Origin of the sequence: Streptomyces sp. CGMCC 4.7035 (assembly GCF_031583065.1) — a bacterium.
Lineage (GTDB): Bacteria > Actinomycetota > Actinomycetes > Streptomycetales > Streptomycetaceae > Streptomyces > Streptomyces yaanensis.
Genome location: NZ_CP134053.1, coordinates 5,618,066 through 5,633,755, shown reverse-complemented (window position 1 = coordinate 5,633,755; position 15,690 = coordinate 5,618,066). Strand labels below are relative to the sequence as shown.

Here is a 15,690-nt window from a genome sequence, read left to right as displayed (position 1 = left end):
CGGTAGGCCGGAGATGAATGCCGCCGACGGGCCGGACCTGAACGACAAAAGGAGTACCGTGAACCGCCTCTCCGCCGACAACGTCACCCTCGCCTACGACCAGCGCGTGATCGCCGAGCAGTTGTCCGTGGAGATCCCCGACAACTCCTTCACGGTGATCGTCGGCCCGAACGCGTGCGGCAAGTCCACCCTCCTGCGCGCCCTGTCCCGGATGCTCAGGCCGTCCCAGGGGCGGGTGCTCCTGGACGGGCAGGTCATCCAGTCGATGCCGGCGAAGAAGGTCGCGCGGACCCTGGGTCTGCTGCCGCAGTCCTCGATCGCGCCCGACGGGATCACCGTCGGGGACCTGGTGGGCCGCGGCCGCTATCCGCATCAGGGGATCCTGCGCCAGTGGTCGAACGAGGACGAGCGGGTCGTGCGGGAGTCGATGACGCGGACCGGCGTCGCCGAACTCGCCGACCGGTACGTGGACGAGCTCTCCGGCGGCCAGCGACAGCGCGTGTGGATCGCCATGGCGCTCGCCCAGCAGACCCCGCTGCTGCTGCTCGACGAGCCGACCACCTACCTCGACATCCAGCACCAGATCGACGTCCTCGACCTGTGCGCGCAGCTGCACGAGGAGCAGGGGCGCACGCTGGTCGCGGTCCTGCACGACCTCAACCACGCCGCCCGGTACGCCACCCACCTCATCGCGCTGCGCGACGGCCGGGTCGTGGCCGAGGGAGCGCCGAACGACATCGTCACGGCCGAACTGGTCGAGGAGGTCTTCGGGCTGCGCTGCCAGGTCATCTCCGACCCGGAGACCGGAACGCCGCTGGTGGTGCCGGCCGCACGCAAGGCACGCGCGCGCGTGGCGGTCGAAGAGGTTTCCTGAGGCAGAGCGGAGCGAGTGGTCACCCAAGAAGCCACTGAAGAAGCCGCCCAAGAAGCCGCTGAAGAGCCGCTGAAGAAGTCGCTGAGGAAACCCCTGAAGAAGCCGCTAAAGAAGCTTCCTGAGCCGGAGCAGATCCAGCAGGCCCGCCTCCAGCCTCACCCGGCCCGCGCCCCAGGCCCTCGCGAAGTTCAGCTCGCCGTCGACCATCGCCACCAGGTCGTCGCCGCTCATGGTCAGCCTGATCTGTGCCTTCTCGGGCGGTGGACCCTGCAGCGTGTCGAGCACCTCGATCCGGCCGTCCTTGAGGCGGCCGACGAAGGTGATGTCCAGGTCGGTGATACGGCAGCTGAGCGAGCGGTCCAGGGCCGCGGCCGTGCGCACGTCCCCGTCGGCACCCGCCAAGTTGTCCGAGAGCTTGTCGAGTGCGCTGCGGCACTCCTCAATCGTCGCCATCGTGAGCGACGGTACCCCAGCGCTTCGCGGTAGCGTCGTGGCATGAGCGACTCTGTGTCCGAGGCCGAGGTCCCGGCGGAAGCGGAGGCACCGGAGCCGGATGCTCCGGCCGACTCCGCGTACGAGCCGGAGCACGATCCCTCCGCGCCCGCGCCCCTGAACGTACCCCGGACCCCCACCGGCAACGCCGAGGTCGACGCCGGTCTTGAGCGGCTGGCCGACGCGGACCACCTCGCCACGGACGGACACATCGAGGTGTACGAGGATGTACATCGGGGGCTGCGCGACGCGCTGACCGCGCTCGACGCCCGCCCGGGACCTCCGGCGCCCCCTGCGCCGTCGTATCAACACAGGAGCTGAACCGAACGTGGCAGGAGTCGCACGCCGCCGTCTGGACGCGGAGCTGGTCCGCCGGAAGCTGGCGCGCTCGCGCGAACACGCCAGCCAGCTGATCGCCGCGGGCCGGGTCACGGTCGGCAAGACCGTCGCGACCAAACCCGCCACGCAGGTCGAGACCGCGGCCGCCATCGTGGTGGCGCAGGACGACGGCGACCCCGACTACGTGTCCAGGGGCGGCCACAAGCTCGCCGGCGCGCTGAAGGTCTTCGTACCGCAGGGGCTCGTCGTCGAGGGCCGGCGGGCACTGGACGCCGGCGCGTCCACCGGAGGCTTCACCGACGTGCTGCTGCGCGCGGGTGTCGCTCACGTCGTCGCCGTCGACGTCGGATACGGACAACTCGCATGGTCTCTCCAGAGCGATGAACGCGTCACCGTCAAGGACCGTACGAACGTACGCGAGTTGACGCTCGAAGCGATCGATGGGGAGCCAGTGGATCTTGTCGTGGGGGATCTTTCCTTCATCCCGCTCGGACTGGTGCTGCCCGCCCTGGTGCGGTGCACGAAGCCGGACGCCGATCTGGTGATGATGGTCAAGCCGCAGTTCGAGGTGGGGAAGGAACGGCTGGGCAGCGGCGGGGTCGTCCGCAGCCCGGAGCTGCGCGCGGAGGCCGTGCGCTCAGTGGCCGAACGGGCCGCCGAACTGGGGCTGGGCGTGAAGGGTGTGACCGCCAGCCCGCTGCCCGGACCCTCGGGCAACGTCGAGTACTTTCTGTGGCTGCGAGCCGGAGCACCCGCACTGGACCCGGCCGATGTTGACCGTGCAGTGGCGGAGGGGCCGCGTTGACCGAGAACCGAGCTCGTACTGTTTTCCTGCTTGCCCACACCGGGCGACCCGCGGCCATTCGCAGCGCCGAGCTCGTGGTCAAGGGGCTGCTGCGCTGCGGGATCGGCGTGCGCGTCCTGGAGGCCGAGGCGGCCGACCTGCCGCTGCCGGAGGAGGTGGAGCTGGTCAAGGAGGCCACTGCGCAGTGCCTCGACGGATGCGAGCTGCTCATCGTGCTCGGCGGTGACGGCACGCTGCTGCGCGGCGCCGAGTTCGCCCGCGCCTCCGGAGTGCCGATGCTCGGCGTCAACCTCGGGCGGGTCGGCTTCCTCGCCGAGGCCGAACGCGACGACCTCGACCGGGTCGTCGACCGGGTCGTCATGAAGGCGTACGAGGTCGAGGAGCGCATGACCGTCGACGTCGTCGTGCACAAGAACGGCGACATCTTCCACACCGACTGGGCGCTGAACGAGGCGGCCGTGCAGAAGGTCTCCGCGGAGAAGCTCCTGGAGGTCATCCTGGAGATCGACGGGCGGCCCGTGACCGGGTTCGGCTGCGACGGCATCGTGTGCGCCACCCCGACCGGGTCGACCGCGTACGCCTTCTCCGCGGGCGGGCCCGTGGTGTGGCCGGAGGTGGAGGCGCTGCTCATGGTGCCGATCAGTGCGCACGCGCTGTTCGCCAAGCCGCTGGTGACCTCGCCCAACTCGGTGCTCGCCGTGGAGGTGCAGCCCGACACGCCGCACGGGGTGCTGTGGTGCGACGGGCGGCGGATGGTGGAGCTGCCGCAGGGGGCGCGGGTGGAGGTGCGGCGGGGGGCGGTGCCGGTTCGGCTGGCGCGGCTGCACCATGCGTCGTTCACCGACCGGCTGGTGGCCAAGTTCGCGTTGCCGGTGTCGGGGTGGCGCGGGCGCCCGCACTGAGCCCGTCCGGTGGAGCGGGCCCCGTGCGGCCGCGGGTCCCCCGCAGGTGCGGGGAGCAGTGCATCCGAAACTCGTCCAAGACGGAGAAGACCGGATCACCCCCGCGTGTGCGGGGAGTCACATGGTCAACGAGCCGACGGTCCGGAGGTCACCCAAGCGGGCCCCGTCGCCCCACCGACCAGCGGCTTCACATCTGAAGGGTGGGGCGGCGTCGCGTCGTGGGGGGAAAACCTCGTAAGGTCAGGGTCGTGTTGGAGGAGATGCGGATACGGTCGCTCGGAGTCATCGACGACGCGGTCGTCGAGCTGTCGCCCGGCTTCACCGCCGTCACCGGTGAGACGGGTGCGGGCAAGACCATGGTCGTCACCAGTCTCGGCCTGCTGCTCGGTGGACGCGCCGACCCGGCGCTCGTACGGATCGGTGCGAAGAACGCGGTCGTGGAGGGGCGGATCGCCATGCCCGAGGGCGCCTCCGCCGCCGTACGCGCCGAAGAGGCCGGGGCCGAGCTCGACGACGGCGCGCTGCTCATCAGCCGTACCGTTTCCGCCGAGGGGCGCTCGCGGGCGCACCTGGGCGGGCGTTCCGTGCCCGTCGGAGTGCTTGCCGAGCTGGCCGACGAACTGGTCGCCGTGCACGGGCAGACCGACCAGCAGGGGCTGCTCAAGCTGTCCCGGCAGCGGCAGGCGCTCGACCGGTACGCGGGAGACGCCGTCGCCGTGCCGCTCGCCAAGTACGGGGAGGCCTACCGGCGGCTGCGGGCGGTCTCCACCGAGCTGGAGGAGATCACCACGCGGGCGCGTGAGCGGGCCCAGGAAGCCGACATGCTGCGCTTCGGGCTCGACGAGATCGCGGCCGTGGAGCCGCGGGCCGGCGAGGACGTGGAGCTGGCCGAGGAGGCGGAGCGGCTCGGCCATGCGGAGGCGCTCGCGTCGGCCGCGACGGCCGCACACGCGGCGCTGGCGGGCAATCCGGAGGACCCCGAGGGCGTCGACGCGGCCACGCTGGTCGCGGGCGCGCACCGGGCCCTGGAGGCGGTGCGGTCGCACGATCCGGCGCTGGCGGGCCTCGCCGACCGGATCGGGGAGGTCGGGATCCTGCTGGGCGACGTGGCCGGAGAGCTGGCCGGGTACGCCGACGACCTGGACGCGGATCCGTTGCGGCTCGCGGCCGTGGAGGAACGGCGGGCCGCACTCAACGCGCTGACCCGGAAGTACGGCCAGGACATCGACGGAGTCCTGGCGTGGGCCGAGCAGAGCGCCGCGCGGCTGACCGAACTCGACGGCGACGACGAGCGGATCGATGAGCTGACCGCCGAGCGGGACGCCCTGCGAACCGAACTGGGAGGCCTTGCCCAGGCCTTGACGGACGCGCGTACGGAGGCCGCCGAGCGGTTCGCCGCCGCCGTCACCGCAGAGCTGGCCTCGCTCGCCATGCCGCACGCGCGCGTGTCGTTCGAGATCCGCCAGACGGACGATCCCGAGGGCGTCGAGGTCGGCGGGCGTGCGGTCGCGTACGGGCCGTCGGGCGTCGACGAGGTCGAGCTGCTGCTCGCCCCGCACCCGGGCGCGCCGCCGCGGCCCATCGCCAAGGGCGCTTCGGGCGGTGAGCTGTCGCGTGTGATGCTCGCCGTGGAGGTCGTGTTCGCGGGGACGGATCCGGTGCCGACGTATCTCTTCGACGAGGTCGACGCGGGCGTCGGCGGCAAGGCGGCGGTCGAGATCGGCCGTCGGCTGGCCCGGCTCGCCAGGACCGCGCAGGTCGTGGTCGTCACCCATCTGCCTCAGGTGGCCGCGTTCGCCGACCGGCAGCTGCTGGTGGAGAAGACGAACGACGGGTCGGTCACCCGGTCCGGGGTCAAGGTGCTCGAGGGCGAGGACCGGGTCCGGGAACTGTCGCGGATGCTGGCCGGCCAGGAGGACTCACAGACGGCACGGGCGCATGCGGAGGAGTTGCTGGCGGCGGCCCGGGCGGACGGGTAGCGGACGGACTCGTAGGGTGGCCGAATGATCACCCGTATGCGCAGGACCGTGTCGTTCGGGCTCGCCGCAGCCGTCACCCGCGCCGGGGCGGCCGCCCTGCGTGCCGCGGCGCCGGGCGGGCGTGGCCGCTGGGAGCGGAAGAACTACGCGGGCGGGACCGTCGAGTTGTACGCGGGACCCGCCTCGGCCGTAGCGGCCGCGCTCGGGGCCGGGTGTGTGCATCCGGCCGCGGGACTCGCCGTGCTGGCCGCCGGAGCCTGCGGTGCCTACGACGACGTCGCCGGCGCCGGCGACCCCCGGCGTGGGTTCCGGGCGCATCTCTCCGCCCTCCGGGACGGCGAGGTCACCAGCGGCGCGGTGAAGCTGTTCGGGATCTCCGCCGCCGCGCTCGCCGCCGGGGCCGTGCTCAAGGAGCGCCCGTTGGACAAGGTTCTCGCGGGTGTCGTGATCGCGGGGGCCGCGCACTTCGTCAACCTCGTGGACGTGCGCCCGGGGCGCGCCGCCGGGGCCGTGCTCGCGCTGGGCGCGCCCGGCCTGCTGCGGAAGGGCGCCTGCCCGGAACTGTGCGCCGCCGCGATGGGGGTCGCCACCGCGGTCCTTCCCGACGACCTGGGGGAGCGCGCGATGATCGGTGACACCGGGGCGCACGCCCTCGGCGCCGTACTCGGCACTGCTGTCGTTGCCGGGAACAGCCGTGCCGGACTGCTCGCCCACGCGGCGGCGTTCGTGGCCGCTGCGGCCTACGGTGAGAAGGTGAGCGAGGCGGCGCGGTCGCTGGGCAGGGGGTGACGTCCCGTCACCTGTCCCGCAAAGCCACCCGAACTCGCTACGCTCCTCACCCATGTGAGTGACCACGACCGCCCCCGGCCGCCGGAGCGCCGTGGTCGCGCGCCCGCCGGTGCCGCAACACCCCCGCGCCCTGGCATCCTTGAGTCATCAGCAGAGCAACTGAGCGACCCCGGAGAAGTTCAGGCACGCACCCGCTCTTCTCCGGAGCCGCTTGGCGCGGTCCACCCCCACCGCGCGATCCTTCTGTACGTTTCTTCGTGACCGTACGACGCCGAACCAGGAGCCCCGGCCACGTGAGCCTTGCGAGCAGCCTCTCACCGCACGGCCGGTCGCCGCTGCGCACCGTGCAGGTGCTCGGCGGAGGCAGCGCGGGCAGCAGCGCGCATGTGCGGTCGCTGACCTCGGGCCTGGTCGCCCGGGGCGTGCGCGTGACCGTGTGCGCTCCCGTCGAGGCCGAGCGCACCTACGATTTCACCGGCGTCGGCGCGCAGCACGTCCCCGTGCCCCGCAGCACCGATCCCACCTCCCTGGCCGCGCTCCGCATCGCCTGCGCCGACGCGGACCTGGTGCACGCGCACGGGCTGCACGCCGGCCTGCGCGCCGCGCTCGCGCTCAGCGGACGCCGTGTCCCGTTCGTCGTCACCTGGCACACGCGGGCGCACGCCGAGGGCGCCCGCGCCCACGTTCTGCGCCTTCTCGAACGGCGCGTGGTCAGGGCCGCGTCCGTCGTCCTCGGCACATCGTCCGACCTCGTCGACCGGGCCCGCCGCCGCGGCGCCCGCGACGCCCGGCTCGCCGCCGTCGCCCTGCCGGCGCCCCGCACACCGGTCGAGCACGACGACCCCGACCGGCTGCGCCCCAAGGCCCGCGCCGAACTCGGCGCCACCGACCGGCCGTTGCTCATGGCCGTCGGCGCCCTGGACCGGCACCGCGGGTACGACGTGCTGCTCGACGCCTGCCGCGCCTGGCGTCGCCTCGACCCGGTGCCCCTGGTCGTGATCGCGGGGGAGGGGGCGCTGCGGACGGTGCTCCAGCGGCGCATCGAGGACGAGGGGCTGCCCGTGCGGCTGGCCGGACGGCGCGAGGACGTCGGTGAACTGCTCGCCGCCGCGGATATCGCGCTGCTGCCCAGCAGTTGGGAGTCCCGTTCCGTTCTCGCCCAGGAGGCCCTGTACGCGCGCGTGCCGCTCGTCGCCACCGACGTCGGCGGTATCCGCGAACTCGTCGGCGACGCGGCCGAGCTGGTTCCGTACGGGGACGCGGAGGCGCTCGCCGCCGCCGTCGTACGGCTCCTCGACGACCCGGCGCGCCGCGACCTGCTGAAGGACAAGGGCACTCGACAGGCCGCGACCTGGCCCACCGAGGACGAGACGGTGGCCCAGGTGCTGAGCGTCTACGACGAGTTGACCCAGCTCACGCCATTCATCTGACCCTTCGTCCAGGGCACGTGCCGACGCGCCCGCAGCGCCAGGCTCAGGGCCAGGACCGTTTGCGGGTCGTCGAGGTCCGTGCCCAGCAACTCCCCGATCCGGGCCAGCCGGTTGTAGAGCGTCTGCCGGTTCAGATGCAGCTCGCGGGCCGTCTCCGCCTTGCGGCCCGCATGCGCCAGATACGTCTCCAGTGTGGGCAGCAGCGGTGGCTTGGAGCGGTGGTCGTGGTCGCGCAGCGGGCCGATCGCGCGGTCCACGAAGGCCGCCAGGTCCGGGTGGTCGCGCAGCCGCCACAGCAACAGGTCGATGTCGAGGCGCCGGGCGTCGTACCAGGGGCGCTCCGGCAGCCCCTGCGCCGCCGTCGCCGTCTCCGCCGCGTGCCGCAGCCCCGCCGAGGCCGCAGCCCAGCCGCCCGCGACCCCGACCACCACGACCGGCGGCGGCGCGGCCGGCCGCTGCATGCCCGCCCGCTCCACGCCCGCCCGCAGCGCCGCGGCCACCCGGTCGGCGACCGCCGAGCGCTCCGACTCCGAGCGCAGACCCAGCAGCAGCGGCACCCGGCCCTCCACCGGCCGCACGCCCACCAGGACCGGTACGCCCACCGAGGCCAGCTCCTCGGCCACCGCCCGCGCCAGCACCGCCCAGCCCCCGCCGCCCGGCGTGAGGCCGTCCGCCAGCCGCATCACCACCGGCAGCAGCGGGCCGGCGCCCGGCTTGAACCCCAGCACCCGGGCCTGCGCGGGCGCGTCCTCGGCGGCGATGCGGCCCTCGGCGAGGTCGGTGAGGAAGTCGCCGCGCCCGCGTGCCGCCAGCTCCTCCTCCTGCCGCGCCTGCATCAGCACCACGGCGAGGATGCCTGCGGCCCGCTCGGCGGCGATCCGGTGCACCGGTGCCACCGGGGCGCTCACCGGCAGCAGCACCAGCCGGGCCCGCACGGAACCGGTGCCGGGTCCGCCGCCCGGCACGTCCACGAGGGTCGTCCCGGCGGGCGGCTCGTCCCTGTGCTGGCCGCGCAGGCCCTCCCACACCTGGAGCGGGTCGGTGCCCGCGGGCACCGTCCCGGCGGCGTACAGCAGCTGTCCGTCGGCGGTCTCCAGGAACACCGGGTTGCCGCTGAAGTCGGCCAGGATGCCGAGGACCTGGGGTACCCCGCCCCCGCCGAGCAGTGCCTCCGTACAGCGGCGGTGCACCTCCTCGGCCCGCTGGAGCAGCGCGTAGTGACCGTTGACGATCTCGGTGTGGATCTCCTCGGTGACCGCCACGAACGGCACCTCGCGGTGCAGCTGGACGAGCGGCAGCCCGGCCGTGCGGGCCGTCTCGACCAGAGCGGCGGGCAGCCGGGTGAAGCGCGGACCCAGCTCCACGACCAGGGCAGCGATGCCGCGCTCGGCCAGCGTGCGGACGAACGCGCGCTGGTCGGCAGGGCGGGTGCCGAGGCCGTACCCGGTGGTCAGGAGCAGCTCGCCGCCCTTGAGCAGCGAGGCGATGTTCGGGACCTCGCCCGCGTGCACCCAGCGCACGGTGCGGTGCAGCCGGTCCGCGCCGGCCAGCACCTCGGGCAGCCCGCCGCGCAGCCCGGGCAGCTCCAGCGCCCGCTGCACGGTGATTCCTGCGCCCTGGGGACTGTGGGGGTCGAAACGGCTGTCCATGCGGTGACGCTACTACCTGCGCGGATATGCGCGGATACCGCGACCGCACAGCCGTCCGCTCGGTCAGGCGGGGGCGATGTTGTGGTTGTACCGGAACACGTTGTCCGGGTCGTACTGCCGCTTCACCCGCGCCAGCCGGTTGATGTTCTCGGTGCCGAGGCCGGCCACCACCCGGTCCCTGCCCTCGTCCCCGATGAAGTTGAGGTAGATCGCCCCGGTGCGCCAGGGCCGGACGTCGGCGCGCACGTCCCGCACCCACTTCAGTGCCTGCTCGTCGTCCGCCGGGTCCTCCCAGACGCCGAAGGGGTGCACGACCCAGGGCGCGTCGCGGTAGGGGATGGGGTACTCGGCGGGCCCGGTGGCGATGGCGCCGCCCTGTGGGAACAGCACGTGCTGACAGTTCGTGGGGACGGGCATCGAGGGGGCGCGGGCACAGAAGATGTCGACCAGTTCGTCGGGCAGGTCGGTCAGATACTCGGCCGACCAGTAGTTCCGCAGCCCGGGCGGGTCGTCGAGCATGCACTGGACGTCGGCGTACGGCATCGCGGAGAGGACCTCGGCCTCGTGCGGCAGCGCCAGCAGCGGCTGGGCGAGCTTGCGCAGGTCGTCCTCGCCGCCGGCGTACGTGATCAGCACGGCGCACACCAGCGTGCCGGCCAGGTGTTCGGGGACAAAGGGTTCGGGCGGAGCGGTGATGTACAGCACGGCGCCGCCTGCCTCCGACGGGCCGGTGGCGATGATGTCGCGGTAGGTCCGGACCGCCTCCGGGCCCGTTTCGGTCAGGTACATGACCAGGGCGATCGAGAACTCGGGCAGCTCGTGCAGCTTCAGCGTGAGCGCGGTGGCGACGCCGAAGTTCCCGCCGCCGCCGTGCAGGGCCCAGAACAGCTCGGGGTTCTCCTCGGCGGTCGCGAGGACCGGGGTGCCGTCCGCGGTCACCAGTTCGACACCGAGCAGGTTGTCGACGGCGAGACCGAAGGCCCGGTCCAGCCAGCCGCTGCCGCCGCCGAGCACGAAGCCGCCGACGCCGGTCGTGGAGACCCGGCCGCCGGTGGTGGCGAGAGCGTGGGGCTGGGTGGCGCGGTCCAGATCGCTCATCACGGCTCCGCCCCCGACCCGTACCGACGCGGACCCGGGATGGACCGTGACCTCGTGCATCCGGCGCAGGTCCACGACCACACCGTTGTCGTTCAGGGCCATGCCCGCGACGCTGTGGCCGCCGCCGTGTACGGCGATCTTCAGATCCAGCTCCCGTGCGAAGCGCACCGACCGGACGACGTCCGCCTCCCCCGCGCACTGTGCGATCACGGCCGGACGACGGTCGATCATCGCGTTGAAGACGGTCCGGGCGTCGTCGTAGCCCGGGTCGCCGGGAGCGAAGACTGCACCGGCCAGATCCTCGCGGAGAGCGGCAAGCGCCTGGTGGGCCTTCGAGAGGGGAGCCATGGCAGCCGCCCCCTTCCAGCCAGGGGACAGGACTCCCCTCCAGCGTAGGCGGGCACAGGGTGTCGGTCCTGTTCGGCGGACAGCCCTTGATCCTCAACGGGAGGCGCCGGGTCGGGAAGACCCGGCTTGTCGAGGAGTCCCCACGGGGCCCCGCCTCAGCGGGGCCGCACGTGTCGTGAAGGCCGGGCTCAGCCCCCGTACGCCCCGGAAGCCGTGAGCCGCAGCGCCGTGTCGATCAGTGGCACGTGGCTGAACGCTTGCGGGAAGTTGCCGACCTGGCGCTGCAGGCGCGGGTCCCATTCCTCGGCGAGCAGGCCCAGGTCGTTGCGCAGGGCCAGCAGCTTCTCGAAGAGCTTGCGGGCCTCGTCCACCCGGCCGATCATCGCCAGGTCGTCCGCCATCCAGAAGGAGCAGGCGAGGAACGCGCCCTCGTCGCCCGGCAGACCGTCGACGCCCTCCTCCTCGCCCTGCGTCGGGTAGCGCAGGATGAAGCCGTCCGGCGTGGACAGCTCGCGCTGGATCGCCTCGATCGTGCCGATCACGCGCTTGTCGTCCGGCGGCAGGAAGCCCATCTGCGGAATCAGCAGCAGCGAGGCGTCCAGCTCCTTGGAGCCGTACGACTGCGTGAAGGTGTTGCGGTCCTTGTCGTAGCCCTTCTCGCACACGTCCCGGTGGATGTCGTCGCGCAGCTCGCGCCACCTCTCCAGCGGGCCGTCCACGTCCCCGGACTCGATCAGTTTGATCGTGCGGTCGACCGCGACCCAGGCCATGACCTTGGAGTGCACGAAGTGGCGGCGGGGACCGCGCACCTCCCAGATGCCCTCGTCCGGCTCGTCCCAGTGCCGCTCCAGGTAGCGGATGAGCTTGAGCTGGAGCAGGGACGCGTAGTCGCTGCGGGCCAGGCCCGTCATATGGGCCAGATGGAGTGCCTCGGTGACCTCTCCGTAGACGTCCAGCTGCAGCTGGTGCGCGGCGCCGTTGCCGACGCGCACCGGCGCCGAGTTCTCGTACCCGGGCAGCCAGTCCAGCTCGGCCTCGCCCAGCTCACGTTCGCCGGCGATGCCGTACATGATCTGCAGGTTCTCGGGATCGCCGGCCACCGCCCGCAGCAGCCACTCGCGCCAGGCGCGCGCTTCGTCGCGGTAGCCGGTGCGCAGCAGCGAGGACAGGGTGATCGCCGCGTCGCGCAGCCATGTGTAGCGGTAGTCCCAGTTGCGCACGCCGCCGATCTCCTCCGGCAGCGAGGTCGTGGGCGCGGCCACGATGCCGCCCGTCGGCGCGTAGGTCAGGGCCTTGAGCGTGATCAGGGAGCGGACCACGGCCTCCCGGTAGGGACCGTGGTACGTACAGTGCTCCACCCATTCGCGCCAGAACTCCTCGGTCGCCTCCAGCGACTGCTCGGGCTCCGGCATCGACGGCGGCTCCTTGTGCGAGGGCTGCCACGAGATCGTGAACGCGATCCGGTCACCCGGGGCGACCGTGAAGTCCGCGTACGTGGTCAGGCCCTTGCCGTAGGTCTCGGCCTGGGTGTCGAACCACACCGAGTCGGGTCCGGCGACGGCCACCGTACGCCCCTCGTGCTTGTGCACCCACGGCACGATGCGCCCGTACGAGAACCGCATCCGCAGCGCCGACCGCATGGGCACCCGGCCCGTGACGCCCTCCACGATCCGGATCAGCTGCGGTGCGCCGTCACGGGGCGGCATGAAGTCGGTGACCCGGACCGTGCCGCGCGGGGTGTCCCACTCCGATTCGAGGATCAGGGACTCGCCGCGGTAGGACCGCCGGGTCGCCGTCGGCGGCTCGGTGTCGGCCGCGTAGGCCGGACCCAGGCGCCAGAACCCGTGTTCCTCCGTGCCGAGCAGCCCCGCGAAGACGGCATGGGAGTCGAAACGGGGCAGGCACAGCCAGTCCACGGTGCCGTCCCGGCAGACCAGCGTCGCGGTCTGCATGTCTCCGATGAGTGCGTAGTCTTCGATGCGCCCGGCCAATGCAACTCCAGTCGAACGGCCACGTCGCCCCAGAGGGGCGGTTGCTCTTTACGGTCATGGGGTCGGTGAGAAAGTCGTCGTTCACCGACCCATTCGAAAATGCTGCGGTCGATGTTCAACGAACTGACGAGCCCTTGTTGTTCCGGTGACGGGCGGGGGTGGTGCCGTTTGCCGGGGAGTGCTCTGCAGAAGAGTGTCCGAGCAGGATACGACGCACCTCGGTGATCCGCGTGCCCGTCCGGACAACGATAGTGGCCCGAACGAGTGAGGTGCGGGTGAGAAGCAACATAAGCGTCGCGGGTCTGTGGTGACAGGTGCGCGGAGCGTGGCCGGAAGCGGTCTCTCCCGGGCGCTGATACGCTGGTAGCCCGTGGACCGGTGGGCAGGAAACCCCCGAACCGCAGCGACGGCACCCCCGAAAATCCTTCGGCGGGTCAACCGCACCGCACCTCAGACAGCGACCACGGGAGCCCCCTCTTGGCCATGCCGCCCACTGTTTTTCGGAACAGCACAGCCACGACGACCAAGCACATCTTCGTCACCGGGGGTGTCGCCTCCTCGCTCGGCAAGGGCCTGACGGCCTCCAGCCTCGGCATGCTGCTCAAGGCTCGCGGCCTGCGCGTCGTGATGCAGAAGCTCGACCCGTACCTGAACGTCGACCCGGGCACGATGAACCCCTTCCAGCACGGTGAGGTGTTCGTCACCAACGACGGCGCCGAGACCGACCTGGACATCGGTCACTACGAGCGCTTCCTCGACCGCGACCTGGACGGCTCCGCCAACGTCACGACCGGCCAGGTCTACTCGACGGTGATCGCCAAGGAGCGGCGCGGCGAGTACCTGGGCGACACGGTGCAGGTCATCCCGCACATCACCAATGAGATCAAGCACCGCATCCGGCGCATGGCCACCAACGAGGTGGACGTCGTGATCACGGAGGTCGGCGGCACGGTCGGCGACATCGAGTCGCTGCCGTTCCTGGAGACCGTGCGCCAGGTCCGGCACGAGGTCGGCCGCGACAACGTCTTCGTGGTGCACATCTCACTGCTGCCCTACATCGGTCCCTCCGGTGAGCTGAAGACCAAGCCGACCCAGCACTCGGTCGCCGCGCTGCGCAACATCGGTATCCAGCCGGACGCGATCGTGCTGCGCTGCGACCGTGAGGTCCCGACCGCGATCAAGCGCAAGATCTCGCTGATGTGCGACGTCGACGAGGCCGCGGTCGTGGCCTGCCCCGACGCCCGCTCGATCTACGACATCCCCAAGGTCGTGCACTCCGAGGGCCTGGACGCCTACGTCGTCCGCAAGCTGGACCTCCCCTTCCGCGACGTGGACTGGACGACCTGGGACGACCTGCTCGACCGCGTCCACAACCCCGAGCACGAGGTCACCATCGCGCTGGTCGGCAAGTACATCGACCTGCCCGACGCGTACCTCTCGGTGACCGAGGCGCTGCGCGCGGGCGGCTTCGCCAACAAGGCCCGTGTCAAGATCAAGTGGGTCACGTCCGACGACTGCAAGACGCCTGTGGGTGCCAAGAAGCAGCTGTCCGACGTGGACGCGATCTGCATCCCCGGCGGCTTCGGCGACCGCGGCGTCTCCGGCAAGGTCGGCGCCATCCAGTACGGCCGCGAGAACAAGATCCCGCTGCTGGGCCTCTGCCTCGGCCTCCAGTGCATCGTGATCGAGGCCGCGCGCAACCTCGCCGACATCCCCGACGCGAACTCCACCGAGTTCGACGCGGCCACCTCCCACCCCGTCATCTCGACCATGGCCGAGCAGCTCGACATCGTGGCGGGCGAGGGCGACATGGGCGGGACGATGCGCCTGGGCCTGTACCCGGCCAAGCTGGCCGAGGGCTCGATCGTGCGTGAGGTGTACGACGGCAAGGAGTACGTGGAGGAGCGCCACCGGCACCGCTACGAGGTGAACAACGCCTACCGTGCCGAGCTGGAGAAGAAGGCGGGCATCCTGTTCTCCGGCACGTCGCCCGACGGCAAGCTCGTGGAGTACGTGGAGTACCCGCGCGACGTCCACCCTTACCTGGTGGCGACGCAGGCGCACCCCGAGCTGTGCTCCCGCCCGACCCGCCCGCACCCGCTGTTCGCGGGCCTGGTGAGGGCGGCTGTGAAGCGGAAGAACGACCAGTAGCGCAAGGGCTGTACGGTGGCCGGGGTACGCGTCCTGCGGGAGGCGTACCCCGGTTTGTGTACAGGGTGTGGGAGGAACAGGGCGACATGACGATCAAGGACACCCGCGAGGAGTGGGAGGTCAGGGCCAGTGAGACCCCGTTCGTCGGCAACAAGACCTCGGTCCGCACCGACGACGTGGTCATGCCGGACGGCTCGGTCGTCCGCCGCGACTACCAGGTCCACCCCGGCTCGGTGGCCGTCCTCGCCCTCGACGACGAGGACCGTGTGCTGGTCATCCGGCAGTACCGCCACCCCGTGCGCCACAAGCTCTGGGAGATCCCGGCCGGTCTGCTCGACGTCCCCGGCGAGAACCCGCTGCACGCCGCCCAGCGCGAGCTGTACGAGGAGGCGCATGTCAAGGCCGAGGACTGGCGCGTGCTGACCGACGTCTACACCACGCCCGGCGGCTGCGACGAGGCTGTGCGCATCTTCCTCGCCCGCGATCTGTCCGAGGCGGACGGGGAGCGCTTCGAGGTCGAGGCCGAGGAGGCCGACATGGAGCTGGCCCGGGTGCCGGTCGAGGACCTCGTGCGGGGAGTGCTGGCCGGGGACCTGCACAACAACTGCCTCGCTGTCGGTGTCCTCTCGCTGGTCGCCGCACGCGGCGGCGACGGTCTGGACGCCCTGCGTCCGGCCGAGGCGCCGTGGCCGGCGCGGCCGTTCGAGGCGTAGGCCCTGACCGGGCGCGAGGCCCCAAGGGCTTCGCCCCTTCGCCCCCTGGCCGCCTTCGCCAGAGCTCTGTCCCAGGAGGGGCCGGGAGCGCCGCCCGTGGACCACTGACGGACTTCGCACCTACCCGACC

At 71.9% G+C, this 15,690-nt stretch carries 13 protein-coding genes; 9 read left to right on the top strand and 4 right to left on the bottom strand.

All coding sequences use genetic code 11. The features are described 5' to 3' along the window. Positions 1 to 13: 13 nt before the first annotated feature. The gene (locus tag Q2K21_RS24615) at positions 14 to 874 is read left to right on the top strand and encodes an ABC transporter ATP-binding protein (protein ID WP_386276288.1); all 861 of its coding nucleotides are present in this window, start codon (positions 14 to 16) and stop codon (positions 872 to 874) included. Between the two features lie 105 nt (positions 875 to 979). On the opposite strand, the gene Q2K21_RS24610 is transcribed toward Q2K21_RS24615, so the two are convergent. Then, positions 980 to 1,327, bottom strand: coding sequence for an SCP2 sterol-binding domain-containing protein (locus tag Q2K21_RS24610; RefSeq protein ID WP_310775094.1), 348 nt, complete (start codon positions 1,325 to 1,327; stop codon positions 980 to 982). A 42-nt stretch (positions 1,328 to 1,369) separates the two neighbouring features. On the opposite strand from Q2K21_RS24610, the gene Q2K21_RS24605 reads away from it, so the two are divergent. The 6 genes from Q2K21_RS24605 (at position 1,370) to Q2K21_RS24580 (ending at position 7,610) form a co-directional block, all read left to right on the top strand. Then, entirely contained in the window at positions 1,370 to 1,687 is a 318-nt protein-coding gene (locus Q2K21_RS24605; RefSeq protein ID WP_310775092.1) for a hypothetical protein, read from the top strand. Between the two features lie 7 nt (positions 1,688 to 1,694). Next, complete coding sequence (locus Q2K21_RS24600) at positions 1,695 to 2,510, top strand: TlyA family RNA methyltransferase (RefSeq protein WP_310775090.1); 816 nt, start codon at positions 1,695 to 1,697, stop codon at positions 2,508 to 2,510. Continuing rightward, complete coding sequence (locus Q2K21_RS24595; protein ID WP_310775088.1) at positions 2,507 to 3,412, top strand: NAD kinase; 906 nt, start codon at positions 2,507 to 2,509, stop codon at positions 3,410 to 3,412. The genes Q2K21_RS24600 and Q2K21_RS24595 overlap by 4 nt, the downstream gene beginning before the upstream one ends. Positions 3,413 to 3,672: 260 nt before the next feature. Continuing rightward, a complete protein-coding gene (gene recN, locus Q2K21_RS24590; protein WP_310781215.1) occupies positions 3,673 to 5,391 on the top strand; it encodes a DNA repair protein RecN in 1,719 nt (572 codons plus the stop codon). A gap of 24 nt (positions 5,392 to 5,415) precedes the next feature. Further along, positions 5,416 to 6,180, top strand: a complete 765-nt coding sequence (locus Q2K21_RS24585; RefSeq protein WP_310775086.1) for a hypothetical protein — start codon at positions 5,416 to 5,418, stop codon at positions 6,178 to 6,180. Between the two features lie 293 nt (positions 6,181 to 6,473). Further along, positions 6,474 to 7,610, top strand: a complete 1,137-nt coding sequence (locus Q2K21_RS24580; protein WP_310775085.1) for a glycosyltransferase family 4 protein — start codon at positions 6,474 to 6,476, stop codon at positions 7,608 to 7,610. Here the strand turns inward: Q2K21_RS24580 and Q2K21_RS24575 are convergent. The 3 genes from Q2K21_RS24575 to Q2K21_RS24565 all read right to left on the bottom strand — a co-directional run bounded on the left by Q2K21_RS24575 (position 7,574) and on the right by Q2K21_RS24565 (position 12,696). Continuing rightward, positions 7,574 to 9,259, bottom strand: a complete 1,686-nt coding sequence (locus Q2K21_RS24575; RefSeq protein ID WP_310775083.1) for a PucR family transcriptional regulator — start codon at positions 9,257 to 9,259, stop codon at positions 7,574 to 7,576. The two genes, Q2K21_RS24580 and Q2K21_RS24575, sit on opposite strands and share 37 nt — an antisense overlap. Positions 9,260 to 9,322: 63 nt before the next feature. Further along, positions 9,323 to 10,705: an FAD-binding oxidoreductase gene (locus tag Q2K21_RS24570; RefSeq protein WP_310775080.1), complete on the bottom strand. Its 1,383-nt coding sequence runs from the start codon at positions 10,703 to 10,705 to the stop codon at positions 9,323 to 9,325. Between the two features lie 188 nt (positions 10,706 to 10,893). Then, positions 10,894 to 12,696 (bottom strand): glycoside hydrolase family 15 protein, encoded by a 1,803-nt coding sequence (locus Q2K21_RS24565; RefSeq protein WP_310775078.1) that lies wholly within the window; start codon positions 12,694 to 12,696, stop codon positions 10,894 to 10,896. Between the two features lie 483 nt (positions 12,697 to 13,179). Here Q2K21_RS24565 and Q2K21_RS24560 point away from each other — a divergent pair, with 483 nt between their 5' ends. Both Q2K21_RS24560 and Q2K21_RS24555 read left to right on the top strand, forming a co-directional pair. Beyond that, entirely contained in the window at positions 13,180 to 14,847 is a 1,668-nt protein-coding gene (locus Q2K21_RS24560) for a CTP synthase (RefSeq protein ID WP_310775076.1), read from the top strand. A gap of 86 nt (positions 14,848 to 14,933) precedes the next feature. Next, the gene (locus tag Q2K21_RS24555; RefSeq protein ID WP_310775074.1) at positions 14,934 to 15,560 is read left to right on the top strand and encodes an NUDIX hydrolase; all 627 of its coding nucleotides are present in this window, start codon (positions 14,934 to 14,936) and stop codon (positions 15,558 to 15,560) included. Positions 15,561 to 15,690: the final 130 nt, after the last annotated feature.